Annotated in this window: 14 protein-coding genes; 12 read left to right on the top strand and 2 right to left on the bottom strand. The window is 46.3% G+C overall.

Annotated features, from left to right (window positions below):
- Nucleotides 1-142 precede the first annotated feature (142 nt).
- A complete protein-coding gene (locus LCM10_RS15645) occupies nt 143-3,355 on the top strand; it encodes a BTAD domain-containing putative transcriptional regulator (protein WP_224877235.1) in 3,213 nt (1,070 codons plus the stop codon).
- Nucleotides 3,356-3,404: 49 nt separating this feature from the next.
- Here the strand turns inward: LCM10_RS15645 and LCM10_RS15640 are convergent, their stop codons facing one another.
- Nucleotides 3,405-4,916, bottom strand: coding sequence for an HD-GYP domain-containing protein (locus LCM10_RS15640; protein WP_224877234.1), 1,512 nt, complete (start codon nt 4,914-4,916; stop codon nt 3,405-3,407).
- Nucleotides 4,917-5,131: 215 nt separating this feature from the next.
- On the opposite strand from LCM10_RS15640, the gene LCM10_RS15635 reads away from it, so the two are divergent.
- The 11 genes from LCM10_RS15635 to LCM10_RS15585 all read left to right on the top strand — a co-directional run bounded on the left by LCM10_RS15635 (nt 5,132) and on the right by LCM10_RS15585 (nt 15,952).
- On the top strand, nt 5,132-6,340 hold the full coding sequence (locus tag LCM10_RS15635) for a substrate-binding domain-containing protein (protein ID WP_412103412.1): 1,209 nt from the start codon (nt 5,132-5,134) through the stop codon (nt 6,338-6,340).
- Between the two features lie 135 nt (nt 6,341-6,475).
- Entirely contained in the window at nt 6,476-7,240 is a 765-nt protein-coding gene (locus LCM10_RS15630) for an ABC transporter ATP-binding protein (protein ID WP_412103410.1), read from the top strand.
- Nucleotides 7,224-7,931 carry an ABC transporter ATP-binding protein gene (locus LCM10_RS15625; RefSeq protein ID WP_224877232.1) on the top strand — a complete coding sequence of 236 codons (708 nt, stop codon included), beginning with the start codon at nt 7,224-7,226 and terminating at the stop codon, nt 7,929-7,931. Before LCM10_RS15630 ends, LCM10_RS15625 begins: the two co-directional genes overlap by 17 nt.
- A 13-nt stretch (nt 7,932-7,944) precedes the next feature.
- Nucleotides 7,945-8,805 carry a branched-chain amino acid ABC transporter permease gene (locus tag LCM10_RS15620; RefSeq protein ID WP_224877231.1) on the top strand — a complete coding sequence of 287 codons (861 nt, stop codon included), beginning with the start codon at nt 7,945-7,947 and terminating at the stop codon, nt 8,803-8,805.
- Nucleotides 8,806-8,809: 4 nt separating this feature from the next.
- Nucleotides 8,810-9,805 carry a branched-chain amino acid ABC transporter permease gene (locus LCM10_RS15615; RefSeq protein ID WP_224877230.1) on the top strand — a complete coding sequence of 332 codons (996 nt, stop codon included), beginning with the start codon at nt 8,810-8,812 and terminating at the stop codon, nt 9,803-9,805.
- Between the two features lie 12 nt (nt 9,806-9,817).
- Nucleotides 9,818-10,840 carry a 3-oxoacyl-ACP synthase gene (locus LCM10_RS15610; RefSeq protein ID WP_224877229.1) on the top strand — a complete coding sequence of 341 codons (1,023 nt, stop codon included), beginning with the start codon at nt 9,818-9,820 and terminating at the stop codon, nt 10,838-10,840.
- A 5-nt stretch (nt 10,841-10,845) separates the two neighbouring features.
- Nucleotides 10,846-11,754, top strand: coding sequence for an alpha/beta hydrolase (locus LCM10_RS15605; protein ID WP_318247505.1), 909 nt, complete (start codon nt 10,846-10,848; stop codon nt 11,752-11,754).
- Nucleotides 11,751-12,494 (top strand): 3-oxoacyl-ACP reductase FabG, encoded by a 744-nt coding sequence (gene fabG, locus LCM10_RS15600; protein WP_224877227.1) that lies wholly within the window; start codon nt 11,751-11,753, stop codon nt 12,492-12,494. Before LCM10_RS15605 ends, fabG begins: the two co-directional genes overlap by 4 nt.
- 35 nt (nt 12,495-12,529) lie before the next feature.
- Complete coding sequence (locus LCM10_RS15595) at nt 12,530-13,705, top strand: thiolase family protein (protein ID WP_224877226.1); 1,176 nt, start codon at nt 12,530-12,532, stop codon at nt 13,703-13,705.
- Between the two features lie 167 nt (nt 13,706-13,872).
- Complete coding sequence (locus LCM10_RS15590; RefSeq protein ID WP_224877225.1) at nt 13,873-15,357, top strand: class I adenylate-forming enzyme family protein; 1,485 nt, start codon at nt 13,873-13,875, stop codon at nt 15,355-15,357.
- A gap of 49 nt (nt 15,358-15,406) precedes the next feature.
- Nucleotides 15,407-15,952 (top strand): GNAT family N-acetyltransferase, encoded by a 546-nt coding sequence (locus LCM10_RS15585; RefSeq protein ID WP_224877224.1) that lies wholly within the window; start codon nt 15,407-15,409, stop codon nt 15,950-15,952.
- 18 nt (nt 15,953-15,970) lie between these two features.
- On the opposite strand, the gene LCM10_RS15580 is transcribed toward LCM10_RS15585, so the two are convergent.
- A complete protein-coding gene (locus LCM10_RS15580) occupies nt 15,971-17,158 on the bottom strand; it encodes an MFS transporter (protein ID WP_224877223.1) in 1,188 nt (395 codons plus the stop codon).
- Nucleotides 17,159-17,303: the final 145 nt, after the last annotated feature.

The raw sequence follows: 17,303 nt of genomic DNA, 5'->3' as shown, positions 1-17,303 counted from the left end.
AGTTCTCTTTTTTTTGCATTGTTGCAAAGTGCTGGCCCTTACATGATGGTTCAGAAGTTTTCTGTCTGAGTACTAGATTGCCTTCAACGGCTATAAATATGTTAAAATAGTAAGAAAATTCGTGCGTTTCGAGGGTGATAGTATGTCAGCAGAAATTCCGATAATAGAAACGAAATTTGTACCTCCCGTTGTTAAAGATGCGTATATCAGGCGTCCCGAATTGATGAAAAAAATGAGAGCGTTCACAAATTATAAACTTGCTATCGTCCATTCGGGAGCAGGGTACGGGAAAAGCACTGCGATCAGTCAATTCCTTCAGGATGAAAACATCGATTATTGTTGGTATTCGATCACAAGCAATGACGATGGCTTAGTCCCTTTCGTTACCAACATTCTATACAGTATAAGGAGGCAGGTCCCTGAATTCGGAAAGGAGTTGGAAGATGTACTGACCTCGACCGGTCAATATATCAAAGAAGAAGATTTATATAAACTAAGTGCTGTTTTTACAAACGAGTGCATGAAGATTCCTCATACCCTCTCGATCATACTCGATGATTACCATCTGATCGATCATTCTTTCCTGATCAATCAGTGGATGGAAAAGGTGATTGAATATCTCCCGGATCATATCCATTTCTTTCTTTCAACCAGGACAAGACCATCTTGGTCATCATTCGTACAGCTGAAAATATCCCGTCATTTACTTGAGGTAACAGAGTCAGATCTGAGCCTGAGCGATGAAGAAGTGGAGTTGCTCCTGACGGATTTTTATGAAAGACCCATTCCGGGTGATCAAATCAAGTCGATATGTGATCTGACAGAAGGTTGGGTGATCGCCGTCAGCATGATCCACTCACAGATTCAGGAGAATCAAGGTATTGTCGTGGTGGATAAGCAGTACTCTTCTTTGACGGAACTATTCCATTACCTGGCCCATGAAGTTTATTCCAAACAATCCCCTGTTGTGCAGCAGTTCTTGAAGCAGATCTCGATTCTTCAGGAAATCGATGGCGAGACATGTGAAGCCATTTTCGAGGTACCGGGATCATCCCAAATGTTGAAACAGCTTTCAGAGAAAAATGCGCTTCTGCAAGAGATGAAGGGAGGGATGGTCTTCCGTCTCCATGCCTTGTTTCAAACGTTCTTGGAAAGAAAGTTGTTGGAGGAGAATGCTCACCTTTTCAACGGCCTTCAGCAGAAGTGTGCGTACCATTTTGAAAGAAAAGGACAGTGGGAAAAAGCGGTGTTCCACTATTTCAAGATGGGAAACTTGGAGGCCGTTGCTTCCATCTTGACACGGGAAGCGGAAGGGATGATCAAGAGGGGTCACCTTGAGATGCTTGGTGAGTACCTTCTCAAGCTTCCCGAAAGTATAAAGAATCACTATCATTCCTTATGGGTCTATCAGGGGGAGTTCTTTCGTTATCGCTCATTTTACGAAAAAGCAGAGAAAGCATACTTGCAGGGAATCCAGCACGCATCTGAAAAGCAAGATGCACACATCGGGAGCAGGGCGTATGTAGGTATCGGGCGGATCTATCTGGATACCATCCAACCAGGTAAGGCTCAACGGTATTTATTGAAAGCAATTGAGTGCCTCGAGGAAGTGGAAGGTGATTTCGAGCAAGAGAAACATCAGCTGTATCATTTGATTTCTGAGAACCTTGTGAATTCCGGAAAAGCGATTCAAGCGAGAATCTGGTATGAGAAGGGGAAAGGTAATGGAAATACCATGGAAGAGGGGAATCTTGGGGCGAGGATGTTCCTTAGGACAGGAAAGCTCAAGGAAGCGAAAGAACTTCTTCTAGGCAACAATCAAGACGAACAGCTTCCCCAGTCTCACAGGGAGAAAGAATTACTCCTTTCCCTCATAGAATCGTTCATGGGGAATGGAAGTGAAGCAAAGGTCCTTGCACAACAAGGGATCGGGCAAGGCATCAAATCGAAATCACCATTTGTGGAGGCGTGCGGTTGGATGCGGATGGGACATGCTGTACAGCTAATACCAGGATATAATCGAGACCTTGCGAAGGAATGTTATGAAACGTCTTTGAGCTTGATGGGAAAGATCAATGTTTCAAGAGGAAAAGCTGAACCATATATGGGGCTCTCGATACTATACAGCCGGATGGGTGACTATGAAAGGGCGAAGAAATATGCAGATGAAGCGCTTCATGAGACAGAGAAAGTGGAAGACCTGTGGCTGTCATCTTTGATCATGCTGAGTGCCGGTATCAATGATTATTACAGGGGAGAGTATAGTTTAGCATTTAATCAATTCACGAAGGCTCTCCGTCAGTTCGATGCATGTGGGGACGGATACGGTAAAATGCTGACAAGTTTATGGAAAAGCGCAATTGCCTTCGCATGCGGAAAAGATGATGAATTCCGTGAATATATGACAACATGCATCAATGAAGTGCAGATAGCAAACTATGAGTTTGTCTTCTTTAGGCCGACCACATTTGGACCCAAAGATCTTCAAAGCTTCATCCCGATGCTAGTAAAAGCTCATCAGGAGGGGATCCAAGCATCTTATTGTTTGGGATTACTGAGGAAATTGGGATACGAGTCGCTTTCTTCGCATCCAGGATATACGCTCAGGATCCACACGCTGGGCAGGTTTGAAATCTGGCTTGGGGATGAGAGAGTTCAAGATAAGCGATGGCAAAGGGAGAAGGCCAAGGAGTTATTTCAATATCTCCTCATTAATAGACATCATATCAAGCGAAAAGAAGAAATCATTGAAGAGCTGTGGCCGGAAGGTGATGGCTCTGACCGGGATTTCAAGGTCGCGCTGAACACGTTGAATAATGTACTGGAACCGAATCGTCCTGCCAGGGGGAAACCCTTTTTTATCAGCAGGATGCAGGAGGGGTACAAATTGAACGAACTTGCCGGCATTGAATATGACAGTGATGAATTTTCCAATTGGGTATTACAGGGATTAAAGGAGCACGACGTTGATAAATCGATTCAATTCCTAGAAAGGGGCCTCCTTCACTATAAGGGCAGTTTCCTGACTGACCGGAAAGGTACGTGGTGGACAGAGAAGGAAAGGGAGCGATTGCAGCATTTATATGTTAGGGGGCTGGAGAAGAGGGCACAGTTGGCGATCCGAAAAGAATCTTACGATGAGGCGATAGACTGCTCCCTTTCGATCATTGAGCAAGATCCCCTTTGGGAGGAAGCGTATCGGATCCTGATGTTTTGCTACTATCAGAAGAATAACCGCCCCCAAGCAGTAAAATGGTTTCAAAGGTGTAAGGAGTTATTGGACATGGAACTTGGTGTGGCGCCTATGAAGGCGACGCAGGAAATGTACGATATGGTGATTGGGGTGAAGGGGTGAAAAAACGGTTCTGGATTCGTCCGGAACCGTTTTTTTTTATAAGAGCTCCTCATACGATTTTTTCAGCAGCGTTCTCTCTGGTATGTCCCATTGCCCTGAAAAAAGCGTCCACGAATACTGGATCCCATTGTGAGCCTCTGCCTTTCTCGAGAATGGCAAAAGCTTTATGAAAAGGCATGCCCTTCCGATAAGGACGATCGGAAGTCATCGCATCGAATGCATCCGCCACAGCCATTAAACGGCCGAATACTGGGATTTCATTTCCCTTTAATTGGTCAGGGTACCCTAATCCGTCATATCGTTCATGATGATGCTTGATTCCTGGTAAAATTGGGTGCAAATCAGGCGTCAATCGAACACTCTCCACAATGTCAGAGCCGATGACGGGATGCGTTTTGATTTGCTCGAACTCCTCATCTGTCAGCTTTCCTTCTTTTAGGAGGACGTGATCCCGGATCCCTATTTTACCGATGTCATGCAACAGGGCCGATTTCCTCAATAAATCCATTTCCCCAAGGGACCACCCACATTCTTTAGCAATCGAAACGGAAAACTCTGCCACACGCTTGGAATGACCGGCTGTGTAAGGGTCCCTTGCATCCAGTGTTCCCGCGATGACGGCAAAGAACTGATCTAGGAGCTGCTGGTTTTTTTGATCGCGAAGATCGATGGCCTCGACCATGTGGTTAAAGCCTGCGAATAAATAAGAAAACTCATCGGTATGCGTATTTAATAGAGGTGAAATGTTCCCTTCCTCTACTTCTTTAAAGCGACCCATAAGATCTTGTACTGGTTCATCGATACTCTTGAACAAAAGGAGAGCTCCGTAAAAGGCAAGCATGGTAACAATCAGGACAAGAAATGCAGCCCATCTCCAATAATCTTCCAGAATATCAGTTTGGGTCATTGAGAGCTTGATTTGCGAAGCAAGTGAAAATAGTAAAATCGGAAATAATGCCAGAAAAAGTGAACCTGCAAGCAGCTTCTTTTTTAAGCTTACAAATTGTTGTGAACCCTTTGATGGATCGGTACCGGTCAGAGCTACGCTTTTTTGGATCAAATCCTTTTGTAGGGGGTGACATGCCCTGGATGCTAGGAAAAACTCGATCAGGCTATGAAGCGATGCGACTAAAAAGGCTCCGCACCACGCATAGACGATATAGTTGCCAGGGATGGTCAGCCACTTCATGCGTATGAAGGAGAGTGTCAACAATGTAGCAGGGACGGCCAACCCAAGAAAATGGGGGATCATGATCCTTTTAACGGTCAATAACGGAAACTTTTCTGCTTGTCGATATGCAACGAGCATTTCCCCCGGATCATGCGTCTCCTTTTTGTAAATGGTTCTGATTGGGCCGATATGCTTCTGATAAACAAAAAATTCACAGGAAAACATGATCAAGATTGATAGTAGGATCACGGTTGCCATGGCCATTGATTCAGAACCCTTTAAGGGGATGGTCTGAAATATGAACACAGACCCTACACCGAAGACGGCAATAAAACTGCCGACCAAATAACTGACTATCATTTTTCGTTGAAATTGTGCAAGTATATCCAAGGATAAATCCTCCAATTTTACTAAAAGTAGGTCTTTTGTTATACGGGAATTATATCACGGGGAAACGATTGATGCGATGCAATAGTAAGAATGTTTTGTGGACGAAGCCCTTCCGCTTTTCTTTTTGTAACTCATTTGTAACTCTCCTTTTTTACTATGTGGTCAAAGCTATTTTGCTTTGTGAACAATAAGGGGGAGTGGAGATGAAGAAATCGATGAAGTGGTCTTGGTTGGTGGTTCTGTTGTCATTTGTCCTGGTCATGTCGACAGCATGTAATTCCGAATCCAGTGGGGGATCTGGTGAGGGATCAAACGAGAAAGAAACCGTAAAGATCGGTGTGCTCGCTTCTTTGACAGGTGCCCTGGAATCTTACGGGAAGCAGACGCAAAGAGGTTTTGAACTTGGGTTGGAATATGCGACGGACGGCACGATGGAAGTGGCAGGGAAGAAAATAGAAGTGATTTTTGAAGACACTGAAACAAAACCGGAAGTGGCCGTACAAAAAGCCACGAAGCTACTTGAGGAAGATGAAGTGGACTTTCTGATGGGTTCTTCGAGCTCAGGCGATACACTGGCGGTTCTTCCACTGGCTGAGGAATATGAAAAGATCATGGTGGTCGAACCTGCAGTCGCCGACAGCATCACGGGTTCTGAGTTCAATCGTTATATATTCAGGACGGCGCGAAATTCTTCACAAGATGCCGTGGCAGGTGCAGCGGCCATTGCAAAAGATGGAGTGAAGATTGCCACCCTGGCACCTGATTACTCGTTCGGACGAGATGGAGTGGCTGCTTTCAAGGCAGCCGCAGAGAAGCTTGGTGCGGACGTTGTCCATGAAGAATACGCCGATCCAGCAGCAACCGATTTCACTTCCAATATCCAGAAGGTAATCGATAGCAAGCCGGATTATTTATTCGTCATTTGGGCGGGGGCCAATTCACCTTGGAATCAAATTGCAGATATGAAACTCCAGGAAAAAGGAATCAAAATCTCGACGGGTGCACCGGATATAGCTGCCTTGTCCGCGATGGAACCACTGGTGGGAATGGAAGGGTTCTCGGTTTACTACCATGAACTTCCAGATAACGAAGTCAATGATTGGTTGGTGGAAGAACATAAGAAGAAATACGATGGGGATGTTCCGGACTTGTTCACTCCGGGCGGTATGAGTGCAGCCATTTCGATTGTGGAGGCAATCAAGAAGACAGAAGGTGATTTAGATCCGGAAACATTGATTGAAACGATGGAAGGGATGAGCTTCGATACACCAAAGGGGAAGATGACGTTCCGTGAAGAGGATCATCAGGCACTGCAGACCCTTTATGCCATCAGACTTGAGAAGAAAGAGGGTGTGCCATATCCCGTCCCTGTATTGGTAAGAGAGCTGTCTCCTGAAGAAACGGCTCCACCGATCATGAACTAAAAAAGAGGGGTTGACCGTTGTGCCCCCTGCACTCTTCGAATTAGAGGGCAGGGGTACGGTCAGCCTTTTTAATAGACTATCATGTTTAAGGCGAAGACTGCGCTTCATAATGACGAAATGAACGAGGTGATGAAAGTGAATAGCTTAGAGACGAAGAATCTAACCATAAAGTTCGGTGGTCACACAGCGGTGGATAACGTATCCTTCACGGTCCCGGAAAAAGAATTCAAATCGATCATCGGACCGAATGGGGCTGGTAAGACGACACTCTTCAATTTACTGAGTGGTCAATTGAAACCAACGAGCGGGGATGTACTCCTCAAAGGGAAGAACGTGACGAAGTACTCACCCACTAAGAGGACCAGGCTTGGGATCGGGCGATCGTTTCAAATCACGAATGTGTTTCCGAATCTAACAGTTTTGGAGAATGTAAGACTTGCTGTGCAATCAAAACGGGGGATCCGCTATCTCATGCATCGCCATAAGGATGGGTTCCTCGATATCAAGAGCGAGGCGTATCGGTTATTGGAGCTCGTCATGCTGACAAAAAAAGCTGACTACCTTGCAGTGAATCTCGCACATGGAGAAAAGAGGAAGCTCGAAATTGCCATGCTCCTTGCACTGGACACGGAAATTCTCTTACTCGATGAGCCGACTGCGGGCATGTCACTGGAAGAAGTGCCTGCTATCCTCGATGTCATTCGTACGATAAAAAATCAGGGGGACAAAACCATTGTCCTCATTGAACACAAGATGGATATGATCATGGATCTTTCTGATTCCATCATGGTGCTCTTCAACGGTCGTCTGCTAGCCGATGATCATCCATCTGAAATCATGAAAAATGAACAAGTGCAATCCGCTTATTTGGGGGGGCTTTACGATGAGCACACTGCTTAAGGTGGAAAACATTGAAACGTATATCGGGCAATACCATATCCTTCAAGGGGTGTCCTTTGAAGTGAAGAAAGGGGAAGTCACCGTCCTGTTGGGGAGGAACGGTGCCGGTAAAACAACGAGCCTCAGGACCATCATGGGTATGACCCCTCCTTCATCCGGGAAAATCATCTACAAAGGTGAAGAGATCCAGGGTCTTCCAACCTTTAAAACAGCGAACAAGGGGATCGGCTACGTCCCGGAAGATCAAGGGATTTTTGGTGATTTGACCGTTGAGGAGAATATGAAAGTTGCCATGAAAAGACAGGATGCCGAAACGAGGGACAGGATGAAATGGATCCTCGATTTATTTCCCGATTTAAAAAAGTTCTGGAAGAAAGCAGGAGGGAATCTCAGCGGGGGACAAAAGCAGATGCTTTCGATTGCGAGGGCCTACCTTGGACAAAATGACCTGATCTTGATCGATGAACCAAGCAAGGGGCTTGCCCCGATCGTAGTCGAAAAAGTAATGGAATCCATCATCGAAATGAAAGAAATGACGACGATTCTTTTGGTGGAACAGAATTTCATCATGGCAAGCAGGATAGGAGATCGGTTCTACATCATCGACGATGGAACCACCGTTCATCACGGGGAAATGGAGAATCTGAGGAAGGATGAAGAAATGAAAAAGAAATACCTCGGGATTGCGTAAGGGAGGAAATGAAATGGACCTTATCATTAATTTGGCACTGAACGGCCTTGCTACAGGGATGCTGATTTTTCTGTTGGCAGCGGGGTTGACCTTGATCTTCGGCTTGATGGATGTGTTGAATTTTGCCCATGGCGGATTGTTCGCATGGGGTGCTTACAGCGGGGTATGGATGTATGCCCTCACAGACAGCTTCCTCCTTGGAATTGTCGCTGCGATTCTGACAGGGCTTGTACTGGGGATGATTACGGAAAAGTTCATCATTCAGCCTGTTTATGGAAACCATGTACAACAAATTTTAATCACACTGGGCTTCATGCTCGTCTTATCTGAACTGTTGAAAGTGGTGTGGGGACCGAATCAATTATCGACATCCGCTCCGGATTACCTGTCCGGCAGCTGGGCAGTCGGGGATATCATCATCATTAAATACAGAGTGTTCATCATTATCATCGGACTACTCATATTTGGTCTGGTCCAGCTCGTTTTGAACAAGACGAGGATTGGATTGGTCGTTCGTGCAGGAGTGATGAACAAAGAGATGGTGGAAGCTTTCGGCATCAATATTAAGAAAGTATTCATGTATGTGTTTATGGTGGGTTCAGCCCTCGCTGCACTCGGCGGGATGCTTCTCGCTCCATATTCCGGAGTGATTTATGCAGAGATGGGGATGGAGTTTGCGATTCTGGCATTCATCGTTGTGGTGATCGGCGGGATGGGCAGCTTCCCGGGATCGCTGTTTGCTGCCATCCTGGTGGGGTTGACGGGTTCTTTTATGACCTATTATGTCCCGGAGCTGTCACTGGCGGTGAATATGATCTTGATGGCGCTCGTCCTCATTTTCAGGCCTCAGGGACTATTTACAGTAAAGGGGTGAAATCATGAAATTTCTCGGCCGTTCTAAATGGTTGATGACTGCTGCACTGCTCATGCTGGTGCTCTTTCCTTTAGTAAATGATTCAAGAAGCATGATGATCTTATTGACCCAGGTATTCATATTCGGTGTGTTTGCCATGAGCTATGACCTTTTGCTTGGTTATACAGGTATCGTATCGTTCGGTCATGCCATGTTTTTCGGTATCGGTGCATATTCAAGCGGAATCTTACTTGATCGGATGGAACCGACCATGTTTTGGTTCGTGATTTCCCTTCTCGTCGGCTTCGTGATTGCAGGAGTGGTCAGCTATCTCGTCGGATTATTGACATTGAGGCTAAAAAGCCACTTTTACGCGATGCTTACGCTTGCATTTGCAGGTTTGTTCCTTGTTGCTGCAGAAAAGTGGAGGTCGCTTACCATGGGGAATGACGGATTTACATTCCGTGCCCCTGAACTCATGAAGGATCGAATGACCTTTTATTTCATCTGCCTTGCCGTGATGGCAGCCGTTTATTTCATATTGAGACGATTCACACATTCGCCGGCAGGATCGGTTCTTCAAGCGATCCGTGAAAATGAACAAAGGGCGGAATCACTGGGGTTTCAGGTGATTCATTATAAAATTATGGCAAGTGTCATCGCAGGTGTGCTGGCCAGTCTCGCCGGGTCTCTCTATGCTGTGTCACTCCGTTTTGTGAATACGAGTGTATTTACGATGGATATCACCCTGGATGCCCTCCTGATGACGATCATCGGTGGAGTGGGGACGCTTATTGGAGCAATTATAGGGGCAGGACTGATTGAATTCGCCCACCACTGGTTGACGGAGCTTGCTGGCACGTTTCCAATCTTTGAAAGGTGGATCATTTTCTTCGGAATTTTATATATTCTTGTGGTTATGTTCTTCCCGGCAGGGATCGTAGGCTCGGTCCGTCAACTGGGCAGGAAGAAGAAAGCGGTAAAGAAACAAGAACCTTTGGATAAAAAGATTGCCGGGTGAGGAGGGAACATCGTGACAGTAGGTATTCTGAGTACAGGCATCTATCTTCCCGAGAATGTCGTGAGTGGATTTGAAATCGCTGAGAAAGCAGGACTTCCGCAAGAAGTTGTCGAAAACAAAATGGGAATAAGAAAGAAAACGATTCCAGGACCGGATGACCACACCTGTGCCATGGGTATCCATGCAGCAAGGGAAGCCATTGACAAAGCAGGGGTGAATCCAAAAGACATAGATGTCGTCATCTATGTCGGAGAGGAATATAAAGAATACCCTTTATGGACAGCTGCAATCAAGCTGCAGGAAGAGATTGGTGCATACCGTGCATGGGCGTTTGACGCTTCTTTGCGATGTGGTACGACCATCATGGCTATGAAACTTGCAAAAAGCCTGATCGAGACCGACCCCGAAATTAAAACCGTGCTTCTTGCCGGGGGCTACCGAAACAGCGACTTCATCAATTATAAGAATGAAAGCACCCGCTTCATGTTTAATCTTGCGGCCGGCGGAGGGGCACTGATCCTGCAGGAAGGGTTGAAAAAGAATTTGTTGCTCGAAACATCACTGGTAACGGATGGGTCCTTTTCAGAAGATGTTATCGTTCCAGTCGGAGGAACCGTGGAACCATTGACTGCGCTGTCACTTAATGAAGGCCGTTATTACTTGGATGTACCGGATCCCGAGGGCATGAAGAAGCGCCTGGAGCAGAAATCAATGGACCACTTTCTGAAAGTGATCAGGGAGTCCCTTTATAAAAGTGGTTATGAGGAGAGGGATATTGACTATTTAGCGATTCTCCATATGAAAAGGTCAGCTCATCAGTATGTATTGACACAATTGGGACTTGAAGAAGAGAAATCCATTTATCTGGAAGACTATGGTCACATCGGCCAGTTTGATCAAATCCTTTCTCTGGAGCTTGCCGAGAAGGCAGGCAAACTGAAAGAAGGGGATGTCGTAGTGTTCGTAAGTGCTGGAATCGGATATGCATGGGGGGCATCGACGATCATTTGGGGTGAACCGAAGACGGGAGGATGAAAGTGATGCTTGTTGAAATGAAGAAAATATTGTTGGCGAACGGAGAAACAATGGCTTACCGGGAAAGGGAAGGCGGACATGTGCCGGTCGTGCTGATCCATGGGAACATGACTTCATCAAAACATTGGGATCTGGTAATGGAACGTATGGATGAGCATTACAAACTTTATGCCATTGATATGAGGGGATTTGGCGGGTCCAGCTATCATCAACCCATCACCAGCATCAAAGAACTGGCACAGGACGTAAAAGACTGGGTGGATGAACTGGGGTTGACTGGGTTTTCCCTGATCGGGTGGTCCACGGGAGGAGCGGTTGCCATGCAGTTCGAAGCGGACTATCCGGGATACTGCAATCAGCTGGTCCTACTGGCCTCTGCTTCCACAAGGGGATATCCCTTCTTCGGTACGAAAGAAGACGGTTCAGTGGATGTCGGGCGTCGACTTCAGATCTTGGATGAAGTGAGGAAGGATAAGGGCAAGACCCTGCCGGTACAAAACGCTTATGACAACAACGACAGGGAATTCCTTAGGGCATTATGGAATATGCTCATCTATACTCACGCAAGGCCGCATGAAGCGCTGTATGAAGAATACATCGATGACATGAGATCACAGCGTAATCTTGCGGAAATCTATCATGCACTCAATACGTTCAATATCAGTGCTCATCATAATGGGCTTGTAGCGGGATCGAATCAGGCAAGCTCCATATCGATTCCCGTGCTCGTGCTGAGGGGTGACAGGGATCAGGTCATTTCAAACGAGATGACAGCTGAGATTGTGGAGGACATAGGGGAAAATGCAAGCTTGGTAGAATTAGTGAATAGTGGACATTCCCCGCTTGTGGATGACTTGGATCAACTACTCGGGGTGATTACATCATTTCTGCAGCAAAAGGAGGAAATTTCATGAGGTTGAAAGGGAAGGTCGCTCTCATTACGGGGGCGGCAAATGGAATAGGGTATGCGGCAGCCGAATTGTTTGTAAGAGAAGGGTGTCATGTCGCACTGGTAGATTATGATGAACAGACAGGAAGGGATAAAGAAACATCCCTGAAAGGGATCGGTGATGGGGAAGCGGCATTCTTTCAAGGGGATGTTGCCGACCGAACTTCCGTGGACCGATTTGTTCAAAAGGCAAAGCAACATTTCGGGAAGATTGATATCCTCATCAATAACGCAGGCATCACAAGGGATGGGATGCTTCATAAATTGTCAGCAGAGAATTTTCAAAAAGTGCTGGATGTCAACTTGACGGGTGTATTCAACTGTACGCAAGCCGTACTTCCACACTTGATTGAAAACGGAAAGGGTAAAATCATCAACACTTCTTCGGTTAGCGGTGTCTATGGAAATGTCGGGCAGACGAACTATGCTGCGACAAAGGCGGCCGTTGTGGGGATGACCAAGACCTGGGCGAAGGAACTTGGGAGAAAAGGAATCAATGTCAATGCCGTTGCCCCGGGCTTTACTGATACGGGAATGGTGGCAAGTGTCCCGGATAAAGTGATTGAAGGCATGAAATCGATGATCCCAATGGGCAGGCTAGGAAAACCCGACGATATCGCGAAAGCCTATTTATACTTGGCATCGGATGACAGTGACTATGTGAATGGCACAGTCCTGCATGTGGACGGCGGTATCATGATGTAACGAACATGAGGAATACGGAAAGGGGAAGAGGAAATATGAGGAACGTAGTGATCACATCAGCCCTTCGAACACCAGTCGGAGCATTCGGAGGGGCATTCAAGGATCTGCTTCCGACGGATCTGATCGTACCGGTCATGAAGGAAGCATCCAGGCTGAGCGGTTTGAATAAGGGGGATATCGATGAAGTCATCCTTGGGCACTGTATTCAGCGTACCGACCAGCCGAATACAGCGAGGACAGCCGCACTGCTTTCAGGTTTCGATGATGCGACGACAGGCTATACGATTCAAAGACAATGTGCAAGTGGGATGCAGGCAATCATCTCGGCTGCCATGCAAATCCAGACAGGATTGTCGGATATCGTGCTGGCTGGAGGAGTGGAAGCGATGAGTTCAAGTCCGTATATATTGAAGCAGCATCGATTTGGACAACGACTTCAGCACGGTGAAATCCGTGATTCTGTGTGGGAAGTACTTGAAGACCCGATCCACGGCATCATGATGGGGGAAACGGCTGAGAATCTGGCGGAAATCCATGAGATTTCAAGGGAAGAACAAGATCAATTTGCCATGCTAAGTCATCAGAGGGCTGTGAATGCCATCGAAAAGGGTTATTTCGATTCTCAAATCGTCCCTGTTACGGTTAGGGAACGTAAAGGAGAGAAAGTGATTGAAACGGATGAGGGCCCGCGCGCAGGATTGAGTGCGGACAAATTGGCTAAATTGAAGGCGGCTTTCCGTGAAGGGGGAACGGTCACAGCCGGGAACTCCTCAAGTCTGAACGATGGAGGCGCAGCTTTGATCCTGATGAGTGAAGAAGAAGCGAAGGCAAGGGGTCTGAAGCCATTGGCCAGGATCTCAGGATACTCTGTCGCGGGTGTCGATCCAAAAGTGATGGGGATCGGTCCTGTTCCTGCCATAAAGAAAAGTCTACATAATGGGAATTGGTCGCTTGATGATATTGATCTTTTCGAAATCAATGAAGCATTTGCGGCTCAGTATCTGGCAGTGGAAAAAGAGCTTGGCCTTGATCGGGATAAAGTGAATGTAAATGGGAGTGGCATCAGCATCGGGCACCCTGTAGGATGCACAGGTGCAAGGATTGTCGTCTCTCTCGTACACGAGCTGAAAAGGCAGAATCTTAAAAAGGGTCTTGCGTCGCTATGTGTCGGTGGGGGCATGGGGGCGTCTGTCATGGTAGAAACCGTGTAGGAGTATGCATAATGAAGTACCAGTCCAATCGGGCAGGTACTTTTTTTGTGCATCTCTATTTTGAGTGTTAGTTGGGGTCGTGTGGATTTCAGTGTTTTCGTTGTGTAACTTATTTGTAACTATCCCCTCATACAATGAAGGTCATTCCAATCCGAGGAGGAGATGAAATGGAGAAAGTGGCAGATTGGTTGCAGAAGCGATCAATCATCTCTCCTGAACGAGTGGCGCTTGTCAATGGGACCACCAACGAGAAGATCCTATACCGCACACTTTACTCAAGAGCGGCAAAGTGGGCTGAATATATGAAAATGAAAGGGATCCAGAAAGAAGATCGGATTGCGCTGATATCAAAGAATCATCCAGTTTGCTTTGAATTGTTGTTTGCCTGCAGTTTAGTCGGTGCTGTTTTTGTTCCGCTGAACTGGCGTCTTTCATCTACTGAAATCACTTCACTAATGAAGGACAGCGAACCTGAGATGATCCTGTATCAAGCTGAATTTGAGGGATTGGTAAGGAGGCTTCCTCTCCCTTTACAGGCAATGAAGCTAGAGAGTATTGTCGATGATGTATACGGGAGAAAGGGGCTTTCCGAACCCATGAGGATGGATAAAGACGATCCATGGGTCATGATTTATACAGGAGGCACAACGGGGAAGTCAAAAGGAGTCGTTCTTTCATACCGTTCCATTATGGCAAACAGCATCAATACAGTATTGAGCTGGAATTTAACGGAAGAGGACAGCACAATTACGTATCTTCCGACCTTTCACACCGGGGGATTGAATGCGTTGTCCTTGCCGCTCTTGATGATCGGTGGCAAGGTGGTGACTGCCGAACGGTTTGATCCTGTCCAATCGGTTGATATGCTGAATGGACACGGATGTACCATCGTCTTGATGGTGCCGACAATGTATCACGGGTTGATGGATTCAGATGAATTCAAGGCTGCTTCATTTCCGAAGATGAAGGTCTTCCTTTCCGGTGGAGCCCCATGTCCTGGGAAAGTTTATGATGTTTTCAAGGCCAAAGGGATTCAATTCAAAGAAGGATATGGCTTAACAGAAGCGGGGCCGAATAATTTCTATATCGATCCCGGTCGAATGAAGAAAGGGTCGGTCGGAAAGGCGATGATGTTCAACGAAGTGAAAGTCGTCGATGACAGAGGGGACTGTGTGGGGCAAGGGGAAGTCGGCGAGCTGCTACTCCGAGGTGATCACCTGTTCAAAGAGTACTGGCAGATGCCTGAAGCGACGTCTGCGGTGTTAATGGATGGCTGGCTCCATACAGGTGATCTCGCTAAGGTGGATGCTGAAGGTGATTACTATATCGTCGGACGTAAGAAAGATATGATCATATCAGGGGGAGAGAATATTTATCCCCAGGAAATCGAACATTGTCTGTGTGAGCATCCATCTATATCAGAGAGTGCAGTAGTCGGGATACCCCACGAAAAATGGGGGGAAGTGGTCACCGCTTTCATCACCCTACGTAAGGGAAAGACCGTTACAAGCACTCAATTGAAAGAACATTGTCTTGAAACATTGGGAGCCTATAAAATCCCCAAACATTTTTATTTCATTCAAAGCCTTCCGAAAACCCATGTCGGAAAAGTAAATAAAACGGCATTACTGGAAAGCATACCGACATTATAAAGGGAATTCCTCATCCGGCCTCGAATTCTATCTTACGAGGTGAAGATGGATGAATCAGTTACTTACAGGAGATGCCCTTTATCTGACAGGTTTTATGGCAGGGGATGAAGTGCAATTGATGAAATGGGGGCGGAATGAAAGGGTGCAGAGAGCACTTGATGCCGTTCCGTACAGGCCAAAGTCCACCGAGGATATGAAGAGGTGGATGGGTGAACAGGAGCAAAATGGATATCGATTTGCCATCCGACTGAAAAGAGACGACTGCTTGATCGGGTATGTTGAATTGGACGGCATTCTATGGGCACACAGGGTATCCGGCCTTTCGATCCTGATCGGTGAAGAGTACCAAGGGAAAGGCTATGGAAGGGAAGCGATGGAATGCTTAATGGCTTTTGCTTTCAGCGAGTTGAATTTGCATCGCATCCAGTTAACGGTGTTTTCCTATAATGACCCAGCGATCCGTTTATATGAATCTCTTGGATTCATTAAAGAAGGGAGCTTCCGCGAATTCCTGCAAAGGGACGGGAAGCGCCATGATATGCAATTGTATGGAATGCTTGAGGAAGAATGGCGGAATCGCACGAGGGAAGGCTGAAACGCCTTCTTTTTTTTGTTATCGATCCATGATCTGTCCGGGCGATTCCTTCTTCGGTTCCTCGCGTCTCAGGATGGACAAAAAAGCCCCGAGGATAAGGTTGAGAATAAAGCAAATCAAGAGCAATGACAGTGATTGGATATAAGTCAATTTCATTGCGAACAGGGGGGCTAAGCTGGTGCCTCCTAATAAAATGAATGAGTATAGGCTGAGTGCCTGACTCCTCTCCTTCCCGCTGATATCCCCGATGAGAGTGATGACTGTTGGGATCAACAGGGAGATGGCAGAAACAAATAAAATAGAGGAAATCATCAGTAGTAGGTACATAGGGGTGATCAAATACATAAAGGAAACACCTATCGATGTGACAGCAATGGAAAAACCGATGAAAAGGGTTTTAAAGGATCCGAGTGCATCAAGTAACCTGCCTGTGAAAAGGGACAAGGAAACCCCAACCAGGCCCATGAGCCTGATGTACAATAGAAGGGTCCCGTCATCATGCAGGAACCTGTTCAGGCTGTCGTAATAGAATACAAATGATGAAAGTAATGTAAAAACGATAAGATAAAGAATCATCAGCTGCTTGTGAATCAATAAGGAATAAAGGATGGCGACGGGGTGTCTGGCAATCCCTCTTTTTGGTGGAAGTGTTGCAGGAAGAATTCTTTTTCCGGAAAAGAATAAGAAAAGATATACGGCCGAAAAGAACAAGAAGACGGCACCCCAATGGCTGACGCGAGTGATTCCCTCACTGAGTAATTGTCCCAGGATTCCTGCGAAGAGAAAACCTGAATTGATCAGTGCAAGTAAAAGCGTCCGCTTTTTTCCATTGAATAGATCATACGTATAGGAAAATGCCACAGGGGCGAAGCTTCCAAGGCAAAAACCTTGAAGTCCCCTGGTGAAGGATAGGCTAAACGAATCAAATGAGATGGTCACAAGAGCCGTGGAAAGAGTGGATATGATCATCCCGAAAAGCAGGATTTCCCTCTTCCCGAATCGGTCGGCAATATTGGCGAATATCAATAAACCGCATGCATAAAAGAACGAAAATGAGCTGCCTGCCCATACGACCGAATGTTGAGGGATTCCGATTGATGCGGCAATATCCCCATAAATGGGAATGAAGGTATAAATATTACTCGCCACCATAACTCCCATCATCACCAGCAACACAGAAATCGATTTGAACGATCGTTCCTCCATCTAATCACCTGCCTTCTTTACTGTATGCAGCAGCTCCCAGATATTTTCAAGTAAGAATGAAGCAGGAAGGATTTGTTCAACGGCAATATCGTTTATAATGGACCTATACAAAAAAAGATAGAACCCCCTGGGTAAAATAGAGAAA

It is taken from the genome of Rossellomorea aquimaris, from assembly GCF_020171925.1.
GTDB lineage: Bacteria > Bacillota > Bacilli > Bacillales > Bacillaceae_B > Rossellomorea > Rossellomorea aquimaris_F.
The sequence above is the reverse complement of the archived record's forward strand: the minus strand, read 5'-3'. Positions and strand labels throughout refer to the sequence as shown.

Excerpts from the sequence above, each read along its gene's own strand:
- LCM10_RS15645 (WP_224877235.1), top strand. The coding sequence starts at position 143 with ATGTCAGCAGAAATTCCGATAATAGAAACGAAATTTGTACCTCCCGTT.
- LCM10_RS15635 (WP_412103412.1), top strand. The coding sequence starts at position 5,132 with ATGAAGTGGTCTTGGTTGGTGGTTCTGTTGTCATTTGTCCTGGTCATG.
- LCM10_RS15625 (WP_224877232.1), top strand. The coding sequence starts at position 7,224 with ATGAGCACACTGCTTAAGGTGGAAAACATTGAAACGTATATCGGGCAA.
- LCM10_RS15620 (WP_224877231.1), top strand. The coding sequence starts at position 7,945 with ATGGACCTTATCATTAATTTGGCACTGAACGGCCTTGCTACAGGGATG.
- LCM10_RS15615 (WP_224877230.1), top strand. The coding sequence starts at position 8,810 with ATGAAATTTCTCGGCCGTTCTAAATGGTTGATGACTGCTGCACTGCTC.
- LCM10_RS15605 (WP_318247505.1), top strand. The coding sequence starts at position 10,846 with ATGCTTGTTGAAATGAAGAAAATATTGTTGGCGAACGGAGAAACAATG.
- fabG (WP_224877227.1), top strand. The coding sequence starts at position 11,751 with ATGAGGTTGAAAGGGAAGGTCGCTCTCATTACGGGGGCGGCAAATGGA.
- LCM10_RS15595 (WP_224877226.1), top strand. The coding sequence starts at position 12,530 with ATGAGGAACGTAGTGATCACATCAGCCCTTCGAACACCAGTCGGAGCA.
- LCM10_RS15590 (WP_224877225.1), top strand. The coding sequence starts at position 13,873 with ATGGAGAAAGTGGCAGATTGGTTGCAGAAGCGATCAATCATCTCTCCT.
- LCM10_RS15585 (WP_224877224.1), top strand. The coding sequence starts at position 15,407 with ATGAATCAGTTACTTACAGGAGATGCCCTTTATCTGACAGGTTTTATG.
- LCM10_RS15580 (WP_224877223.1), bottom strand. The coding sequence starts at position 17,158 with ATGGAGGAACGATCGTTCAAATCGATTTCTGTGTTGCTGGTGATGATG.